This is a genomic window from Roseateles saccharophilus (assembly GCF_031458095.1).
Lineage (GTDB): Bacteria > Pseudomonadota > Gammaproteobacteria > Burkholderiales > Burkholderiaceae_C > Pelomonas > Pelomonas saccharophila_A.
The window spans coordinates 716,490-734,704 of sequence record NZ_JAVDXU010000002.1 but is presented as its reverse complement, the minus strand read 5'-3'; the positions used below and the strand labels follow the sequence as shown (position 1 = coordinate 734,704).

Annotated in this window: 16 protein-coding genes; 8 read left to right on the top strand and 8 right to left on the bottom strand. The window is 67.4% G+C overall.

Features of this window, described 5'->3' with window-relative positions:
• Window positions 1-7 precede the first annotated feature (7 nt).
• The 5 genes from rodA to J2X20_RS16025 all read right to left on the bottom strand — a co-directional run bounded on the left by rodA (window position 8) and on the right by J2X20_RS16025 (window position 5,903).
• Window positions 8-1,162, bottom strand: a complete 1,155-nt coding sequence (gene rodA, locus J2X20_RS16045) for a rod shape-determining protein RodA (protein WP_310266560.1) — start codon at window positions 1,160-1,162, stop codon at window positions 8-10.
• The gene (gene mrdA, locus J2X20_RS16040) at window positions 1,159-3,153 is read right to left on the bottom strand and encodes a penicillin-binding protein 2 (RefSeq protein ID WP_310266559.1); all 1,995 of its coding nucleotides are present in this window, start codon (window positions 3,151-3,153) and stop codon (window positions 1,159-1,161) included. The genes rodA and mrdA overlap by 4 nt, the downstream gene beginning before the upstream one ends.
• Window positions 3,154-3,156: 3 nt before the next feature.
• On the bottom strand, window positions 3,157-3,678 hold the full coding sequence (gene mreD / locus J2X20_RS16035) for a rod shape-determining protein MreD (protein ID WP_310266557.1): 522 nt from the start codon (window positions 3,676-3,678) through the stop codon (window positions 3,157-3,159).
• Window positions 3,675-4,679, bottom strand: coding sequence for a rod shape-determining protein MreC (mreC, locus tag J2X20_RS16030; protein ID WP_310266553.1), 1,005 nt, complete (start codon window positions 4,677-4,679; stop codon window positions 3,675-3,677). Before mreC ends, mreD begins: the two co-directional genes overlap by 4 nt.
• A 180-nt stretch (window positions 4,680-4,859) precedes the next feature.
• The gene (locus J2X20_RS16025) at window positions 4,860-5,903 is read right to left on the bottom strand and encodes a rod shape-determining protein (RefSeq protein ID WP_056191483.1); all 1,044 of its coding nucleotides are present in this window, start codon (window positions 5,901-5,903) and stop codon (window positions 4,860-4,862) included.
• Between the two features lie 210 nt (window positions 5,904-6,113).
• Between J2X20_RS16025 and gatC the strand changes: the two genes are divergently transcribed.
• Genes gatC through gatB form a run of 3 tightly spaced genes read left to right on the top strand, consistent with a single transcriptional unit; the run spans window position 6,114 to window position 9,354 of the window.
• A complete protein-coding gene (gene gatC / locus J2X20_RS16020; protein ID WP_310266549.1) occupies window positions 6,114-6,413 on the top strand; it encodes an Asp-tRNA(Asn)/Glu-tRNA(Gln) amidotransferase subunit GatC in 300 nt (99 codons plus the stop codon).
• Window positions 6,410-7,900 carry an Asp-tRNA(Asn)/Glu-tRNA(Gln) amidotransferase subunit GatA gene (gene gatA, locus J2X20_RS16015; RefSeq protein WP_310266547.1) on the top strand — a complete coding sequence of 497 codons (1,491 nt, stop codon included), beginning with the start codon at window positions 6,410-6,412 and terminating at the stop codon, window positions 7,898-7,900. Before gatC ends, gatA begins: the two co-directional genes overlap by 4 nt.
• Before the next feature lie 2 nt (window positions 7,901-7,902).
• Entirely contained in the window at window positions 7,903-9,354 is a 1,452-nt protein-coding gene (gatB, locus tag J2X20_RS16010; RefSeq protein ID WP_310266545.1) for an Asp-tRNA(Asn)/Glu-tRNA(Gln) amidotransferase subunit GatB, read from the top strand.
• 33 nt (window positions 9,355-9,387) lie between these two features.
• On the opposite strand, the gene J2X20_RS16005 is transcribed toward gatB, so the two are convergent.
• The 3 genes from J2X20_RS16005 to J2X20_RS15995 all read right to left on the bottom strand — a co-directional run bounded on the left by J2X20_RS16005 (window position 9,388) and on the right by J2X20_RS15995 (window position 13,292).
• Window positions 9,388-10,083, bottom strand: a complete 696-nt coding sequence (locus J2X20_RS16005; protein ID WP_310266543.1) for a hypothetical protein — start codon at window positions 10,081-10,083, stop codon at window positions 9,388-9,390.
• Window positions 10,083-10,763 (bottom strand): orotate phosphoribosyltransferase, encoded by a 681-nt coding sequence (pyrE, locus tag J2X20_RS16000; RefSeq protein WP_310266542.1) that lies wholly within the window; start codon window positions 10,761-10,763, stop codon window positions 10,083-10,085. Before pyrE ends, J2X20_RS16005 begins: the two co-directional genes overlap by 1 nt.
• A gap of 198 nt (window positions 10,764-10,961) precedes the next feature.
• A complete protein-coding gene (locus J2X20_RS15995; protein WP_310266540.1) occupies window positions 10,962-13,292 on the bottom strand; it encodes a TonB-dependent receptor in 2,331 nt (776 codons plus the stop codon).
• 184 nt (window positions 13,293-13,476) lie between these two features.
• Between J2X20_RS15995 and J2X20_RS15990 the strand changes: the two genes are divergently transcribed.
• The 5 genes from J2X20_RS15990 to J2X20_RS15970 all read left to right on the top strand — a co-directional run bounded on the left by J2X20_RS15990 (window position 13,477) and on the right by J2X20_RS15970 (window position 18,090).
• On the top strand, window positions 13,477-14,259 hold the full coding sequence (locus J2X20_RS15990) for an exodeoxyribonuclease III (RefSeq protein ID WP_310266538.1): 783 nt from the start codon (window positions 13,477-13,479) through the stop codon (window positions 14,257-14,259).
• A 173-nt stretch (window positions 14,260-14,432) separates the two neighbouring features.
• The gene (locus J2X20_RS15985; RefSeq protein WP_310266536.1) at window positions 14,433-14,807 is read left to right on the top strand and encodes a hypothetical protein; all 375 of its coding nucleotides are present in this window, start codon (window positions 14,433-14,435) and stop codon (window positions 14,805-14,807) included.
• A gap of 35 nt (window positions 14,808-14,842) precedes the next feature.
• Window positions 14,843-15,673 carry a hypothetical protein gene (locus J2X20_RS15980; protein ID WP_310266534.1) on the top strand — a complete coding sequence of 277 codons (831 nt, stop codon included), beginning with the start codon at window positions 14,843-14,845 and terminating at the stop codon, window positions 15,671-15,673.
• Window positions 15,674-15,808: 135 nt separating this feature from the next.
• Window positions 15,809-16,381, top strand: coding sequence for a L,D-transpeptidase (locus tag J2X20_RS15975; RefSeq protein WP_409034167.1), 573 nt, complete (start codon window positions 15,809-15,811; stop codon window positions 16,379-16,381).
• Window positions 16,382-16,509: 128 nt separating this feature from the next.
• Window positions 16,510-18,090 carry a peptide MFS transporter gene (locus J2X20_RS15970; protein WP_310266530.1) on the top strand — a complete coding sequence of 527 codons (1,581 nt, stop codon included), beginning with the start codon at window positions 16,510-16,512 and terminating at the stop codon, window positions 18,088-18,090.
• The last annotated feature ends 125 nt before the right edge of the window (window positions 18,091-18,215 follow it).

Sequence of the window (18,215 nt, the reverse complement as noted above, 5' to 3'; positions counted from 1 at the left end):
ACTGCCGTCAGGTCTTGACGAGCTTCTTGACCCGCGCAATCGACATCAGCAACCCCAGGCTCAGGCCCAGCGTCACCATCGCCGTGCCGCCATAGCTGATGAAAGGCAGGGGCACGCCGACGACGGGCAGGATGCCGCTGACCATGCCCATGTTGACGAAGACATAGGTGAAGAAGGACAGCGTCACCGCGCCAGCCATCAGCCGCGTGAACAGCGTCGGTGCGTCGGACGCGATCATCAGCCCGCGCAGGATCAGCGCCGTGAAGCCCAGCAGCAGGGCCAGGGCCCCCATCAGGCCGAACTCCTCGCCGAAGGCCGCGAAGATGAAGTCGGTGGTGCGTTCGGGGATGAACTCCAGATGGGTCTGGGTGCCCTGCATGAAACCCTTGCCCGTCATGCCGCCGGAGCCGATGGCGATCTCGCCCTGGATGATGTGAAAGCCCTTGCCCAGCGGGTCCTTGGACGGGTCCAGCAGCGTGCAGATGCGGTGCTTCTGGTATTCCTTCAGCACCGGCCACTTCAGGTCGGGCTGGCAGATGGCGTCCTCGCTGAGCACCAGGGCCGTCGCTGCGGCCGCGCCCAGCACCAGGGCCGGCAGGATGAGCTTCCACGGCAGGCCGGCAAAGAAGATCACGTACAGGCCCGCGGCCAGCACCAGGATGCCGGTGCCCAGGTCAGGCTGCTTGGCGATCAGCAGGAAGGGCACGAGCAGCAGCGCAAAGGCGGCGATGAAGTCCGGCCAGCGCAGCAGGCCCTCGCGCTTCTGGAACCACCAGGCCAGCATCAGCGGCGTGGCCAGCTTCAGCAGCTCGGAGGGCTGGATCTGCGTGACGCCGATATTGAGCCAGCGCGTCGCGCCCTTCTTGGTGACGCCGAACAGGGCCGTGGCGATCAGCAGGGCCACGCCGAAGCTGTACAGCGGGATGGCCAGGGCCATCAACTTTTGCGGCGGCACCTGGGCGACGATGAACATCAGGCCCAGGGCCAGCACCATGTTGCGGGCATGGTCGACAAAGCGCGTGCCATGGTCATAGCCGGCCGAGTACATGCACAGCAGCCCCCAGGCGCACATCCACAGCACGGCGATCAGCAACGGGATGTCGAAGCCGATGAGCCAGGGCCTGAGGCGCTGCCAGAGGGGCGGGCGTTCGATGACGGTCATTTCGAGGCTCCCGAGGCAGGGGCTGCTGCCGAGGCCGCGGGGCCCGGCAGCAGCGGCACGTCGGCCGCACGGCGCGGCTTGCCGACCGGCGCGAAGCTCTGGCCCTTCTGCGTCAGCGCGATGTCTTCCTCGCTGGGGTAGTTGCCCAGCAGCAGGTAGTCGAACACGCGGCGCGCGATCGGCGCCGCCGACATGGAGCCGAAGCCGGCGTTCTCGACAATGATGGCGAGGGCCACGGTCGGTTGCTCGACCGGCGCGAAGGCGACGTAGAGGGAATGGTCGCGCTTGCGCTCGTCGGCCTTGATGCTGCTGTACTTCTCGCCGGCCTTCAGGCCGATGGCCTGGGCCGTGCCGGTCTTGCCGGCGCTCTGGTAGCCCGCGTTCAGGAAGGCCAGCCGCGACGTGCCTTCCAGCGTCACGCCGTTCATCGCGTTATGGATGATGGCGACGTCCGAGGGCTTGAGCGGCAGCGGCTCCAGCGCATCGCTGGCGATGCGGCGCTGCTCGTGCTTGACCACATCCTCGATCTCGCGCACCAGGCGCGGCTTGTAGCGCTGGCCGCCCGAGGCGATGGTCGAGTAGGCCGTGGCCATCTGCAGCATGGTGAAGCTGTTGTAGCCCTGGCCGATGCCCAGCGAAATGGTCTCGCCGGGGAACCACTTCTGGTTCGCCGGACTCTTGCGGAAGTAGTTGCGCTTCCAGGCCTGCGAGGGCAGCACGCCGGTGACCTCGCCCTGCACGTCGATGTCGGTTTTGCGGCCCAGGCCGAAGGGCTCCAGCTGATCGTGAATCAGGTCCACGCCCATCTCATTGGCCAGGCTGTAGAAGTAGACATTGGACGAGGTGACGATGGCCAGGCGCATGTCCTTGGGGCCGGCGCGGTCCGTCTCGGGGCTGCCGAAGGTGCGACCGCCGAAGCTGTAGGTCAGGTTGTCCATGATGACCGTGCTGGGCGAGCGCTTGCCGCTGTTCAGCGCGGCCATGGCCATCAGCGGCTTGAAGGTGGAGCCGGGCGGGTAGGTGCCGCGCAGGGCGCGGTTCAGCAGCGGCTTGTCGATGTCCTCGTTGAGGTCGCGCCAGGAATCGGCATCGATGCCGTCGACGAAGAGGTTGGGGTCGAAGGTGGGCTTGGAGACGAAGGCCAGCACCTCGCCATTGCGCGGGTCGATGGCCACCAGGGCGCCGCGGCGCTCGCCGAAGAGCTGCTCCACCAGGGCCTGCAGCTTGATGTCGATGGACAGGTTCAGCGTGTTGCCCGGCGTGGGCGGGCGGTGGTCCAGCCGCCGCACGGCGCGCCCGCCCGCGCTGGTCTCGACCTGCTCGAAGCCCGTCGTGCCGTGCAATTCCTTCTCATAGGCCTGCTCCAGCCCGAGCTTGCCGATGTATTCGGTGCCACGGTAGTTGGCGAGGTCTTCCTCCTCCCAATCGTCCATGGTCTTCTTCTCGGCTTGGTTGATGCGGCCGATATAGCCGATCAGATGGGCGCCCACCTCGCCCAGCGGATAGGAGCGGAACAGCCGCGCCTTGATCTCCACGCCGGGGAAGCGAAAGCGCTGGGCCGTGAAGCGGGCCACCTCCTCATCCGTTAGCTTGGTGCGGATGGGCAGGGAGTCGGTGTGCTTGGCCTCTTCCAGCAGGCGCTTGAAACGGCGCTTGTCGCGGGCCTGGACCTCGATGACATGGCCCAGGGCCTCGATGGTGGCGTCCAGGTCGGCCACCTTCTCGGGGTTGATCTCGAGTGTGTAGGCCGAGTAGTTGCTGGCCAGCACAACGCCATTGCGGTCCTTGATCAGGCCGCGGTTGGGCACGATGGGCACGACGGCGATGCGGTTGGACTCGGCGCGTTCGGCAAAGCTGTCGTACTGCACCACTTGAAGCCAGACCAGGCGCGTGACCAGCAGGCCGAAGCAGAACAGCACGAAGGCGCCGGCGGCCAGCACGCGCAGCCGGAAGCGCGACAGTTCCTGGTGGAGGTTCTTGAGGACGACCACGGATCAGAGCGGGCGGTGGGCGTCGCGGTCCGGCGCACGGCGCTGCGGCGCCAGCAGCAGCACGCTGGCCACCGGCCACAGCACCGCCTCGAAGACTGGCGCCAGCAGCATGCCCCAGCCCGGCCACATGCCACCGACGATGATCCGCACGATCAGCGCCAGCACATGCGCGGCAAAGAACAGCGGCAGCACCTGCACGGCCTGGGCAAAGAGGGGGAACCAGGTCAGGCGGCGGTGCAGGGTGATGGCGCCAAAGCTCAGGCCGCTGTAGGCCAGGGCATGCTGGCCCAGCAGGGCGCCGTCATGCACGTCAATGGCCAAGCCGAAGATGAAGGCCCACAGCACGCCGACGCGCCGCGGCTGGTGCACACCCCAGAACACCAGCACGACGGCCAGCACATCGGGCATGGCCGCGATGCGGCCGGCCGGCACCATGTCGATCATCAGCGCGACGATCAGCGTCAGGCCGATGAACCAGGGGTTGGCCGGCAGCAGCAGCTGGTCGGCGGCGCGCGGCATGATCATTGCGAAGCTCCCGACGCTTTGGCAGCGGCTTTCTCGGCGGCCTTGGCGGCGCGTTCTTCCTTCTTGGCCGCACGCACCGCGGCCTTGGTGGCGGCGGCCGAGGCGGCTTCCTCAGCCGCGGCGGCTTCGGCCTCCTTCTTGGCAGCCAGGTGGCGGTCCTGCGGCAGCAGCACCAGCACGTGGCGGGCGCTGTCGGGCTGGGCGATAGGGGCCAGCAGCACCTGGGCGAAGCTGGAATCGCCGCGCCGCTCGACGACGCTGACCTTGGCGACCGGCAGTCCGGGCGGGTAGACGCCGTCCAGGCCCGAGGTCATCATCAGGTCGCCGACCTTGACGTCGGCGTTGGCGGCCAGGAAGCGCAGCTCCATGCCGGTGCCGTCGGAGCGGCCGGCCGCGGCATTGCGCATCTGGGTGCGGGCGTTCAGCAGCGGGATGGCGGCTTCCTTGTCGGTCAGCAGCGTGACCTCGGCCGACAGCGGATAGACCCGCGTCACCTGGCCGAGCACGCCGGCCTCGTTGATGACCGGCGAACCGGCCGCCACGCCCACCGCGGCCCCGCGGTCGATGACGACGCGGCGCGAGAAGGGGTCGGGTGCCTCGAACAGCACCTCGGCCGGGATGGACGGCACGCTCAGGCTGGGCAGCAGGCCCAGCAGCTTGCGCAGATGGTCGTTCTCGGCCTGCAGGGCCTCGGCGCGCGACAGGCGCTCGGCCTGTGCGCTGAGCTGCCGCCGGGCCTTGTCCTCGGCCTCCATGGCGCGCTTGGTGCCGCGCAAGTAGTCCCCAGCCGTCTCCCAGGCATCCACGGGCGTCAGCAGCAGGCGCTGCACCGGGTGAAGCACCAGGGCGAAGGTGGCGCGCACCGGCTGCATCAGCTTGAAGCGGGCATCCGCCACCATCAGCAGCAGGGCCAGTGCCGAGCACAGCGCGAGCTTGGTCAGCGCCGATGGACCCTGGCGGAAGAACGGCGGGGGTGTGCGGTCTAGGGTGCCGAGAGGCATCTTTAAAGGAAGGCGCGCGTCGCTGTCAACCGGCCCGCGGGCCGAGCGCTGGGCTCGCTCCCGAGCCGGCCCGCTCTGGTGATGTACTCTCGGCTCAATGCCGAGAGCATCGCCGTCCCCTCGGGGGACCGGCCAGACGCACCGCGTTCAGCGGTGTGCGACTGGACGAGGGGCTTCATTTCATTCCGACGTGAAGATGGAACCCAGGCGCTCCATGCGCTCCAGGGCCATGCCGCAGCCGCGCACGACGCAGGTCAGCGGGTCCTCGGCCACCAGCACCGGCAGGCCGGTTTCCTCGCCCAGCAGGCGGTCCAGGTCGCGCAGCAGGGCGCCGCCACCGGTCAGCATCATGCCGCGTTCGGCGATGTCTGCGCCCAGCTCGGGCGGCGTCTGCTCCAGCGCGTTCTTCACGGCGGAGACGATCTGGTTGAGCGGGTCGGTCAGGGCTTCCAGGATCTCGTTGGACGAGATGGTGAAGCTGCGCGGCACGCCTTCGGAGAGGTTGCGGCCCTTGACCTCCATCTCCTTGACCTCGGAGCCGGGGAAGGCGCTGCCGATGTTCTTCTTGATCGCCTCGGCCGTGGGCTCGCCGATCAGCATGCCGTAGTTGCGGCGGATGTAGTTGATGATGGCTTCGTCGAACTTGTCGCCGCCGACGCGCACGCTGCCCTTGTAGACCATGCCGCCCAGCGAGATGACGCCGACTTCCGTCGTGCCGCCGCCGATGTCGACCACCATGGAGCCCGAGGCCTCGGCCACCGGCAGGCCGGCGCCGATGGCGGCGGCCATGGGTTCCTCGATCAGGTAGACCTCGCTGGCACCGGCGCCGAGCGCCGATTCGCGGATGGCGCGGCGCTCCACCTGGGTCGAACCGCAGGGCACGCAGATGATGATCCTCGGCGACGGCTTGAACGTCTTCGAGTCGTGGACCATCTTGATGAACTGCTTGAGCATCTGCTCCGTCACCGTGAAGTCGGCGATGACGCCGTCCTTCATCGGGCGGATGGCCTCGATGTTGCCGGGCACCTTGCCCAGCATGGCCTTGGCCTCGCGGCCGACGGCCTGGATGGTCTTCTTGCCGTTGGGGCCACCCTCGTGGCGGATGGAGACGACCGACGGCTCGTCGAGGACGATGCCCTTGCCGCGCACGTAGATCAGGGTGTTGGCGGTACCGAGGTCGATGGCCAGGTCGGTGGAGAAGTAGCGGCGCAGGGATGCGAACATGGTGTGGCGCAGGGAGCCTCGCCAGCGGCGGCGCGGCTCGAAAACGGGGGGCTGAATAAGCATCGAGGCCGCCCGGCCTGCGACGAAATCCGTCGCTGATGGGGCAGCCTCGAGGGCCTTGAAGATGGGGGGCGATAATAACCGATCACCCCGTTCTGAGGCCCGCCAGCACTAGGTTTCTGGCCTCAGGCTTACATCTGAAAACCCTTCATGAGCCTCACCCCCGACGACGTGAGCCGCATCGCCAACCTGGCCCGGCTGGAACTGCAACCTGCCGAGTCCGAGGCGCTGCTGGGCAACCTGAACGACTTCTTCAAGATCGTGGACCAGATGAGCGCCGTGGACACCGCCGGCGTCGAGCCGCTGTACACGCCGCTGTCGGCCATCCAGCAGGTGCAGTTGCGCCTGCGTGAAGACGTCGTCACCGAAAGCAACCAGCGCGAGCTCAACCAGCGCAGCGCCCCGGCCGTCGAGGACGGCCTCTTCCTCGTTCCCAAGGTCATCGAATGAAGCCCGTTCACGACATGGGCGTGGCCGAGCTGGCCACCGCCCTGAAAAGCCGTGCCCTGTCCAGCCGCGAGGCCACGCAGGCCTTGCTGGAGCGCATCCAGGCCCGCGACCAGGCGCTGGGCGCCTTCCTGCACGTCGACGCCGACGGCGCCCTGGCCCGTGCGGCGGCTGCCGACGCGGTGCTGGCGGCCGGCAACGGCGGCGCGCTGACCGGCATCCCGCTGGCGCACAAGGACATCTACGTCACGGCCGACATGCCGACGACGGCCGGCTCCAGGATCCTGGCCGGCTATCGCAGCCCCTTTGACGCCACGGTCGTCGCCCGCCTCAACGCGGCTGGCACGGTGGCCCTGGGCAAGCTGAACTGCGACGAGTTCGCCATGGGCTCGGCCAACGAGAACAGCGCCTACTTCCCCTCGCACAACCCCTGGGACGTCTCCCGCGTGCCCGGCGGGTCGTCCGGCGGCTCGGCTGTGGCCGTTGCGGCCCGCCTCGTGCCCGCCACGACCGGCACCGACACCGGCGGCTCCATCCGGCAGCCGGCCAGCTTCACCGGCATCACCGGCATCAAGCCGACCTACGGCGTGTGCAGCCGCTACGGCATGATCGCCTTCGCTTCCAGCCTGGACCAGGCCGGTCCCATGGCCCGGTCGGCCGAGGACTGCGCCCTGCTGCTGTCGGCCATGAGCGGCTTTGACGAGCGCGACGCCACCAGCGTGCAGCAGCCGCCCCAGGACTTCCACGGCCAGATGCTGGCCGCGCGCGAAGGGGCGACGGCCGCGCAGCCGCTGAAGGGCCTGCGCATCGGCCTGCCCAGGGAGTTCTTCCCGGCCGGCCTGTCGGCCGACGTGGCCGCCGCCGTACGCGCCGGCTGCGGGGAGCTGGAGAAGCTCGGCGCCACGCTGGTGGACGTCAGCCTGCCCCGCACCGAGCTGGCCATTCCGGTCTACTACATCATTGCGCCGGCCGAGGCGAGCTCCAACCTGAGTCGCTTCGATGGTGTCAAGTTCGGCCATCGTGCGACAAAGTACGACGATCTTCTCGATATGTACAAGAAGACGCGTGCCGAGGGCTTTGGCCCCGAGGTCAAGCGCCGCATCATGATCGGCAGCTATGTGCTGTCGCACGGCTACTACGACGCCTACTATCTGCAGGCGCAAAAGCTGCGCCGCATGATTGCGGACGACTTCCAGCAGTGCTTCAAGCAGTGCGATTTGATCGCCGGCCCGGTGGCGCCCACCGTCGCCTGGAAGCATGGCGAGGGCAAGGACGACCCGACCCAGGCCTACCTCGCCGACATCTTCACGCTGCCCGGCTCGCTGGCCGGCCTGCCCGGCATGAGCGTGCCGGTGGGGACCGGCGCAGGCGGCATGCCCGTCGGCCTGCAGCTGATCGGCAACTACTTCAAGGAGGGGCAGCTGCTGCACGCTGCGCATGCCCTCCAGCAGGCGACCGACTGGCACCTTGCCGCGCCCGCAGGAATCTGACCATGCCCACGACATCCAAGCTCATCCGCGGTTATGAGGTCGTCATCGGCCTCGAAAACCACGTCCAGCTCTCCACGCAGAGCAAGATCTTCAGCGGCAGCTCCACCGCCTTCGGCGCGGCGCCCAACACGCAAGCCTCGCCGGTGGACCTGGCCCTGCCCGGCACGCTGCCGGTGCTGAACCGCGCCGCCGTCGAGCGTGCCATCCGCTTCGGCCTGGCCGTCGGCGCCAAGGTGGCGCCGCTGTCCATCTTCGCCCGCAAGAACTACTTCTACCCCGATCTGCCCAAGGGCTACCAGATCAGCCAGTTCGAGATCCCGGTGGTGCAGGGTGGCGCGGTGGAGTTCTTCGTCGGCGACGTCAAGCACAAGGTCAACCTGACCCGGGCCCACCTCGAGGAAGACGCGGGCAAGAGCCTGCATGAGGACTATCACGGCCAGTCGGGCATCGACTTGAACCGTGCCGGCACGCCGCTGCTGGAGATCGTCTCCGAGCCCGACATGCGCTCGGGCGCCGAGGCCGCCGAGTACGCCAAGACCCTGCATGCGCTGGTGATGTGGCTGGGCATCTGCGACGGCAATATGCAGGAAGGCAGCTTCCGCTGCGACGTCAACGTGTCGGTGCGCAAGCCCGGCGAGCCCTTCGGCACGCGCCGCGAGATCAAGAACCTCAACAGCTTCCGCTTCCTCGTCGATGCCGTGAACTACGAGGTCAACTGGCAGATCGACGAACTCGAGGACGGCCGCAAGATCAAACAGGCGACGGTGCTCTACAACCCGGACACCGGCGAGACCCGCGCGATGCGCAGCAAGGAAGACTCGGCCGACTACCGCTACTTCCCTGATCCCGACCTGCCGCCGCTGGTCATCGCGCCGGAATGGGTGGAGCGCGTGAAGGGCGAGATGCCCGAGCTCCCGTCGGTGATGGCGGCGCGCTTCGAGAGCGTCGACGGCCTGCCGGTCTATGACGCGACGATGATGACGCAGAGCCTGGCGACGGCGCGCTACTACGAGGCCGCCAAGGCCGCGGGTGCGACGCCCAAGCTGGTGGCCAACTGGGTCATGGGCGAGATCAGCAAGCGGCTTAACGCTGCCGGCATCGAAATCGACGCGGCGCCGGTCGGCCCCGAGCTGCTGGCCAGGCTGATTGGCCGCATTTCCGACGGCACGATCTCGAACAACGCCGCCAAGCAGGTCTTCGAGTCGCTGTGGAGCGGTGAGGCGAGCGACGTCGACGCCGTCATCGAGGCCAAGGGCCTGAAGCAGGTCAGCGACACCGGCGCCATCGAGGCCATCCTCGACGAGGTGCTGGCCGCCAACCAGAAGTCGGTCGACGAGTACCGCGCCGGCAAGGACAAGGCCTTCAACGCACTGGTCGGCCAGGCGATGAAGGCGACCAAGGGCAAGGCCAACCCAGCCCTGGTCAACGAGCTGCTGAAGAAGAAACTGGCTTAGGAAATCGGCCTCAGGGTTTCTCTGAGGCCGATTTCAGCGCTTGGGCGTCGGCGGCGGCGCCGTCTGGGGCAGCTCGCCCAGCGGCGGCAGCGAGCCCGGCGTGGCGCCGGCCCAGAGCTTCTTCAGCCGGGCGAGTTCAGCGTCGAAGCTCTTGTTGATGCGCACCAGCTCGGCCTTCTGGTTCTCGATGAGAACCTCCTGGGCCTCGATGCTGGCGTCATTGGCGTCCAGCGCCTGCTTGAGCTTGCCGGGCAAGGGCTTGCCTTTGTAGAACTCGGCCTCGTCCAGCAGCGGCTTGCGCTCGACGGTCAGGTCCTTGATGCGGCGCTCTGAGCTGCGCATGGCCTTGGTGGCGTCGTCCAGCGCGGCATTGCGCGCGCGCTGGTGCGAGGCCTCGTTGGGGTAGCGCAGCATCAGCGTGCGATCGCGGCGGATGGCGTCCTGCTGGGCGATGCGGTCGGCCGCGGCGCGGCGGTCGGCGGCGTCCTTGGCGGCCTTGTCCTCGGGGCTGAGGAAGGGGGGCAGCGTCGTGCGTTGCGAGCCGTCGGGGTTGAGCACGCGCTGTTCGCGTGCCAGGCATTCGGGAATCGGGCGGTCGCCCGTCAGCTTGCGGCCGTCGGCCGTCGTGCAGGTGTAGATGCCCTTGGCGGGCGAGGCGTCCTGCGCCAGCGCGCTGCTGCTGGCGAGAAACAGGCCGGCAAGAACGGGCAGGGCGGACAGGACGCGCATCACACCCCGTAACGCTCTCGATAGGCCAGCACGGCCGGGCGGTGGGCGGCCAGCTCGGGCGCGCCCTCCAGGAAGGCCAGCAGGTCGGCCAGGCCTGCCACGGCGACGACCGGCAGGCCGTAGCGCTCCTGCACCTGCTGCACGGCGGACAGCGGGCTGTCCACGCCGCCCTCGGCAGCCTTTTCCTGGCGATCCAGCGCGATGCTGACACCGCAAGGTGTGGCACCGGCGGCCTCGATCATCTGGATGGATTCCCGCACCGAGGTGCCGGCGGAGATGACGTCGTCGATGATGAGGACGCGGCCCTTGACCGGTGCACCGACCAGGGTGCCTCCCTCGCCATGGTCCTTGGCCTCCTTGCGGTTGTAGGCAAAGGGCCGGTTATGGCCGCGGCGCGCCAGCTCCATGGAGACAGCGGCGGCCAAGGTGATGCCCTTGTAGGCCGGGCCGAAGATCATGTCGAACTGCAGCCCCGAAGCGATCAGGCGCTCGGCATAGAAGCCGGCCAGCTTGCCGAGCTTGGCGCCGTCATCGAAGAGGCCGGCATTGAAGAAGTAAGGGCTGAGACGTCCGGCCTTGGTCTTGAATTCCCCAAAACGCAGCACGCCCGCCTCCACGGCGAAGGCGACGAAGGACTGGGCGAGGGGATCGGCGACGGACGGGGTGGGCGCGGCAGACATGTGACAAAGATTCTAGGGGTCAAAAAAACAGGCCCGACCCCTAGAAGGGGACCGGGCCATGCGTGGTTTTCACCAAGTCGCGGGCGGGGCCCGCTTGTCGTCTTGCGGGTCGTTGGTCAACCCGCTGATTCAAGAGCGCTCTGAATCAGGTGAGAACAGAGCAGCCCATGGGTACATGGTCTGGTCTGTCCCGCACGGTCAGAAATTGGCCTTGAACTGAACGCCGTAGCTGCGGGGCTCGTTGACGATGCCGGTCAGGTTGTCGAAGTCGATGGCGGCGACGGTCTGGCGGTGGTTGGTGATGTTGCGCGAGTAGGCGGCGACCTCGTACTTGCCGTTGGCCCAGCCATAGCCGACGCGCAGGCCGCCTTCCAGGGCCGACTTGGCCTTGTACTCGACGGCCTCGTACAGGAACATGTTGTACTTGTCCTTGTAGGCCCAGTCGGTCAGCACGGTCAGCTCGCCAGCGCCGATCTCGACGCTGTACTTGAGCGTCCAGTTCCAGGTGACCTTGGGCGCGCGCGGCAGCGGATTGCCGTTGATGCTGACGGTGCCGGCTAGCGGGCCGGCCGGGTCCAGCACCGTGCAGCCGGTGTTGGCTTCCAGGAACTGGAAGTTGGCATTGCCGCAGGGCTGCACGAAGAGGTTGGCGTCCTTGATCTTGGTGTCGTTGTAGGAGAAGCCCAGCGTCGTGCGCCAGTCGCGCGCGATGATGGCCTGGGCGTCCAGCTCGAAGCCCTGGCCTTCGGCCTTGGCGGCGTTGACGAGGCGGTTCTGGTTGGTCGAACCCGAGCCGGCCGTCAGCTGCATGTCCTTCACCCGGTATTTGAAGAGGGTGCCGCTGATGCGGGCCGTGTTGTCCAGCAGGTCGGCCTTGAAGCCGACTTCGGCGGACAGCACCTTCTCCGAGTTCGCCACCGAGATGGAGTCACCGAACAGCACGCGGCCCTGGATGGACGGGGCGCGGTAGCCGGTGGCGACGCGCGCGAACACGCTGGTCGCCTTGTTGATGTTGTAGTTGGCGCCGACGTCCCAGCTCCAGTTGGTGGACTTGGGATGGGTCTGGAAGGGGCCGATGATGTCGACGTTGGGCGCCTTGCCCGGCGTCCAGGTGCGCACGGCGTCGAAGTCCTTCTTGTCGTCGGTGTAGCGCAGGCCGGCGGTCAGCTTGAGGTCGGGCGTGACGGCGAACTTCACGTTGCCGAAACCCGCCCAGGACTTGGCCTGCTGGTGCTGCACGGCATAGCCGTTCTGCGGGTCGCCGACGGCGAAGCTGTCGAAGTTGAAGCTGTCCACCTGCAGCTTCTCGTTGAAGTAGTACAGGCCCGCGATCCACTGGAAGGGGGCGTTGGTGTTGGACTGCAGGCGGAATTCCTGCGTCGTCTGGCGCAGATAGGGGATGCCGTCGGCCGTCTGCGCATCGAAGGGGATGACGGACGGGTAAGGCGTCGCCGAGCCCGAGGGGTAGTACTTCGGGCCGTCCGGGATGCCGCAGAAGCGGCAGCCGAAGCCGCCGTCCACGTCGCCGCGGCTGTAGAACTTGGCGCGGTCGTGGGCGGTGATGGAGTACAGCGACACGCCGTCGAAGTCCCAGCGCAGGCGGGCACTGACCTCGCTGGACTTCAGCGTCTGCGAGTTGTAGCCGTCGGTGGGGTAGGAGCTGTCGTCGTAGCCGTCGACGAGGTCGTTGGTGCCGCGCTTCATGATGTTGGCGCGGAAGGTCGTGGCCGTGCCCTTGAAGTCACGGGCCTGGACCTTGAAAAGACCCTCGAAGTTGCCGTTCTTGTACAGGGCCTGCAGGCGCAGGGCCTTGTCGTTGTAGCCCTCGAGGTCCGCCGTCCCGCCCTTGGTTGCGGCAACGGGGTTGTGCACGCGGTCGTCCTGGCGTTGCACGATGCCGGCCACGCGCATCTGCCAGTCCTGGCTCAGCGGCACGTTGACGGCCGTCTCCAGGTTGACGGAGTTCCAGCGGCCGTAGCCGATGTTGGCGTAGCCCTCGAATTTCTTGCCCGGCTTGGCCGAGTCGAACTTCATGACGCCGGCCGGCGAGTTGCGGCCGAACAGCGTGCCCTGCGGGCCGCGCAGCAGTTCCACCTGCGCCATGTCGAAGACCGGGAAGCCCTTCAGCGCGATGCTTTCCTGCACCACATCGTCATAGACCAGGCCCACCGGCTGGGAGGCGTTCATGTCGAAGTCGGTGTTGCCCAGGCCGCGCACATAGAAGCGCGGGAAGGTGCGGCCGTAGTCGGACTCGATGTTCAGGCTGGGCACCTTGCCGGACAGGGCGCGGATATCCTGGCCGCTGGCGTTGTAGGTGTCCAGCTCCTCCGACTTGATCGCCGAGATCGACAGCGGCACTTCCTTCAGGTTCTCGGCCCGGCGGCTGCCGGTCACGATGACGGCCTCGAGCTGGCTGACGTCCTTCTTGGCTTCCGTTCCTGACGCAGCCTGGGCCAGTGCGGCCTGCATTGGGAAGGCCGCGCCCAGCGCGAGCGCGAGCAGGGTCGGTGAAAGGCGATGGTTCGGCATGAGAAATCCTCGGGTTGACGGGGGGAAAGGCATGCGGGAGGCGAAAAAATGGGCGCTTGTCACGCCTCTGATTCCTACTGGATCGTAAAGATCACGTGACCGTTTGATGATGAAAGCGTGCGGCAGGTGTTGTTCATTTGCTGCACTGCGATACTTCTCCAGATCAACCCTCTCCCTAGTTCAAATGCGCTTCATCACGGCCAACCTCAACGGCGTGCGCTCCGCCGCCAGCAAGGGCTTCTTCGAGTGGCTTGACCAGCAGCAGGCCGATGCGGTCGGCGTGCAGGAACTCAAGGCGCAGGCCGACGTGGTGGAGGCCAAGTTCCGCCACTGCGACAAGCTCGCCGGCCACTTCCACTACGCCGAGAAGAAGGGCTATTCCGGCGTCGGCCTCTACACCAAGGAGGAGCCCAGCGACCTCGTCACGGGCTTGGGGCTGCCAGAGTTCGACAGCGAGGGCCGCTGGGTCGAGAAGCGTTTCGACAAGCCCGGCCGCAAGCTCAGTCTCATCAGCGTCTATTTCCCCAGCGGCACCAGCGGCGAGGAGCGCCAGGCGGTCAAGTACCGTTTCCTGGCCGCCATGCATCCGCATCTGATGGCGCTGAAGGCCGAGCGCGAGTTCATCCTGGTGGCCGACGTCAACATCGCCCACAAGGAAATCGACCTGAAGAACTGGCGCGGCAACCAGAAGAACAGCGGCTTCCTGCCCGAGGAGCGTGCCTGGCTGACGACGCTGTTCGACGATGGCGGTGTCGTCGACGTGTTCCGCACGCTGAACGACAAGGCCGAGCAATACACCTGGTGGAGCGCCCGTGGCGCGGCGCGTGCCAACAACGTCGGGTGGCGGCTGGACTACCACCTGGCCACGCCCGGCATTGCTGCCCGCGCCAGGCGCGAGGCCATCTACACCGGCCAGATGTTCAGCGACCATGCACCACTGACCATCGACTACGACTTCAACTTGTAACGGCTACGTGGCGTAACCGGTCGCTACGGACTGGGGGAGCCTCCTACATGAAATGACGCTCGGCACCGACGCCGGGCGCGGCGCGCGGCTCCTAGAGTGGACCTCAGCCGGTGGGGAAAGGCCGGCGCAGCCTCCCGGTTTTCGCCGGTCCACGCTTTCACAAGGAGTCCACCATGTCCACCCTCAAGACCGCCACCAGTGCACTGACCGCCGCCGTCCTGGTGACCAGCATCGGCCTGGCTTTCGCCCAGACCGAAGACCAGCCGCAACAGCAGCCGGCCGAACCCACGACCGCTGCCGTCATGCCCAGCGAGCAGACGCCGGCCGATCCGAATGCCGCGCCCGCTGACGTCAACACCATGCCCGCGGACAGCACGGCCGCCATGCAGCAGCCTGCCGATGACCCGGCCAAGGTGACACCGCCGGTCGACAGCACGGCCGCATCGAGCACGACGACAACGACCGACACGACGACGACCACGACGACGACGCCGAGCCCGTCCTACGACCAGCCGGCCACGCCCGCCCCCCGCGCCGACCGTCACTGATCGACGTCGGCTGAGCGCGGCCTCCGTCAGCTGCCATGCGTTTCGGAGCAAGCGCTGAACTCGCCGCCGCGGCCCGGCGGCGTGACATCCTCATCGGCCTCGGCCAGGGCGGCCTCATCGCTGCCCTGGCCCTGGCCGTCTTCTTCACCTTCTTCGGCGGCAGCTTCAAGCGCAAGCCCGCGGTGGCATCCGCCCATCGGCCGGTGGCTGTCGCCCAGGCGCCCGCGCCGAACCAGCCGCCGCCGCCCATCGACCGCCGCCTCGATTTCGGCAAGGTCCGCGCGCCGCTGGACGTGACCCGTGTCGCCGCCTGGGCCGTGCGCGAGGGCGACAACGGCAGCAGCGCCTTCGCCATCGTCGACAAGCGCCGCGCCCAGGTCTATGTCTTCGCCCCCGGTGGCCGCCTGCTCGGCACCAGCCCCGTGCTGCTTGGCTATGCGTCTGGTGACACCACCGTTGCCGGCATCGGCAACAAGAGCATCGAGGAGATCAGGCCACAGGAGCGCACGACGCCTGCCGGCCGCTTCGTCTCGGCTCCCGGCCGCAACGCCGACGGCAAGGAGGTCGTCTGGGTCGACTACGACGCGGCCGTCTCCATGCATCGCGTCATCAACAGCAACCCCGCGGAGCGCCGCCTGGAGCGCCTGGCCACCAAGACGGCGGCGGACAATCGCATCAGCTGGGGCTGCATCAACGTCCCCGTCGTATTCTTCGAGCGCACCGTGCTGCCCAACCTGGGCCACAGCCGTGCCGTCGTCTATGTGCTGCCCGAAAAGCAGCCGCTGGTGGCCTTCTTCCCCGCCGCAGCGCCGCCCCAGGTGCTGGCGCAGGCGGGTTCACGGCGAGGTAACAACGCCAAACCGTGAAGTCCTTGTCTGTCGGTTACAAGCCCCGCTTCCTAGACTGCCGGTCAAGGCAGGCGCGAAGGTTGCGCCGCCCGGGACAAGGGGCGTCGTGTGGGCAGCAGTTGGGCAGTTCGGGCCAGGGCAGTCATCTGTGGCATGGCCACGGTGTGGAGCGTTCTTGCGGCCGCTTGCGCGAGCGCGCAGGTCATCTCACGCCCGGTCGCGAGTGACGCGGGGGACGCCCGCCCTTTTGCCATCGTCGACAAGCGCCAGGCGACGCTGTCCATCTACGCCGCCGACGGCAGCCTGGTCGGCCGTGCGCCGGTCCTGCTCGGCCTGACGCCGGGCGACCAGGAACCGACGAGCGCCCGCGGCAAGGATCCGCTGGCGCTGAAAGTCAACGAGCGCGTCACGCCGGCCGGCCGTTTCGAGGCCCAGCCGGGCCGCAACCTGAACGGCGAGCGTATTGTCTGGTTCGACTACGAAGCCAACCTTGCCATCCACCGTCTGCGGCCGGCGCCGGCCAGCCAGCGCCGCCCGGAGCGGCTGGCCTCGGCCAGGCTGGAAGACCGCCGCATCACGCTGGGCTGCGTCGTCGTCGACCCTGAATTCTTCGATCAGGTCGTGCTGCCGACGCTGGGCACCGGCAAGAGCCTGGTCTACATCCTGCCGGAGCGCGAACCCCTGCTGGCCGCCGCCGCGGGCTCGAACCACGCCGCAGCGCCCTGAGCCGACCCAGGGCATACCCTGGGCCGCCTCGCCGTGGAAAACGCCTTGTCGGCCGGACAATTCCGGGCTTGCGCGGTGGGCTACCGCCCCCCTTTCCGGTTATCCCCGGTTCACCTGGAACGACTGACGTGACTACCACTTTCCCCGTGGCCGACCCGGCCACGTCCGGCCGAGCGGCGACCCCGCAAGCCGGCGCGGCCATCCTCGGCCAGCCCAACCAGCTGTTCGTGCTGTTCTTCACCGAGATGTGGGAGCGCTTCTCCTACTACGGCATGCGGGGCCTGCTGGTGCTCTTCCTCGTGTCCGAGGCTGCCAAGGGCGGCTGGGGCTGGACCCGCGCCGAGGCCACCTCGCTGTACGGCTGGTACACGGGCATGGCCTATCTGCTGCCGGTGCTGGGTGGCTATCTGGCGGACCGTTACCTGGGCACGCGCCGCGCCGTCCTGTTCGGCGGCTTCGTCATCGCGGCCGGCCACATCTCAATGTTCCTGAACACGGTGCCGAGCTTCTATATCGGCCTTGGCCTCGTCGTGCTGGGCACGGGCCTGTTCAAGCCCAATGTATCGGCCATCGTCGGCCAGCTCTATGGCCCGAAGGAAGACAACGCGCGTGACGGCGGCTATACGCTGTTCTACATGGGCGTGAATGCCGGTGCCTTCTTCGGCATCCTGCTGTGCGGCTATATCGGCGAGAAGGTGTCCTGGCACCTGGGCTTTGGCCTGGCGGGCCTGTTCATGATCCTGGGCGCGCTGCAGTTCTATTTCAGCCAGCACCTGTTCGGCGACATCGGCGCTCCGCCCAAGGCCGAAGACCGCGCCAAGGTCGCCGCAGCAGCCGCGGCCGAGGAAGCGCCGGCCCATGTCGTGGCCGACCGCCTGAAGGCCATCTTCGTCTTCTCCTTCTTCACCATCTTCTTCTGGTTCGCCTTCGAGCAGGCCGGCGGCTCGATGACCATCTTCGCGGCCGACTACACCGACCGCACCCTGGTCGGCACCAGCGGCTTCGCCTTCAAGGTCGTCAACTCGCTGATGACGGTGCTGCCGGCGTTGATCCTGACCTGGCTGCTGTGGAAGCTCAACCGCAGCACCGGCAGCCGCTATCTGCTGGCCAACACCCTGCTGGGCCTGGCCTTTGCCGTCATCTGGGGCCTGGTAATCTGGATGCTGGCGCGCGAGTTCGCGCTGGAGCAGTCCGAGGTGCCGGCCAGCTGGTTCGGCGTGCTGAACAGCTTCTTCCTCGTCATCCTGGCGCCGATGTTCTCCAAGATGTGGGAGAGGCACTGGAACCCGGCCGGCCCGGTCAAGTTCGGCGTCGGCCTGGTGCTGCTGGGCCTGGGCTTCGCCGCCCTGTCCTATGGTTCGGCCGGCATCCCGACGGGCGCCAAGACGGCCCAGGTCAGCATGATCTATCTGAGCCTGGCTTATCTGCTGCACACCATGGGCGAGCTTTGCCTGTCGCCGGTGGGCCTGTCCTATATCTCCAAGCTGGCACCGGCGCGCCTGCTGGGGCTGATGTTCGGCGTCTGGTTCCTGAACACGGCCATCGCCAACAAGCTGGCCGGTGTGACCGGCTCCTACATCGACGAGATCTCCAACCAGTACTCGATGTCGATCTTCTTCATGATCTTCACGGCCATTCCCATCGGCGCCGGCGTCGTGTTGATGCTGCTCACGCCCTGGATGAAGAAGAAGATGCACGGCGTCCACTAAGAAGTCATCTGCACGGGGTCATGAAACCCGTGCGTTACTGCCAAAGCCGCCCGGTCCTATGCCCGGCGGCTTTTTTGTTCACAGTTCCGTGCTGTTGACAAGGAATGTCAGCAGCCTGGTCGGGC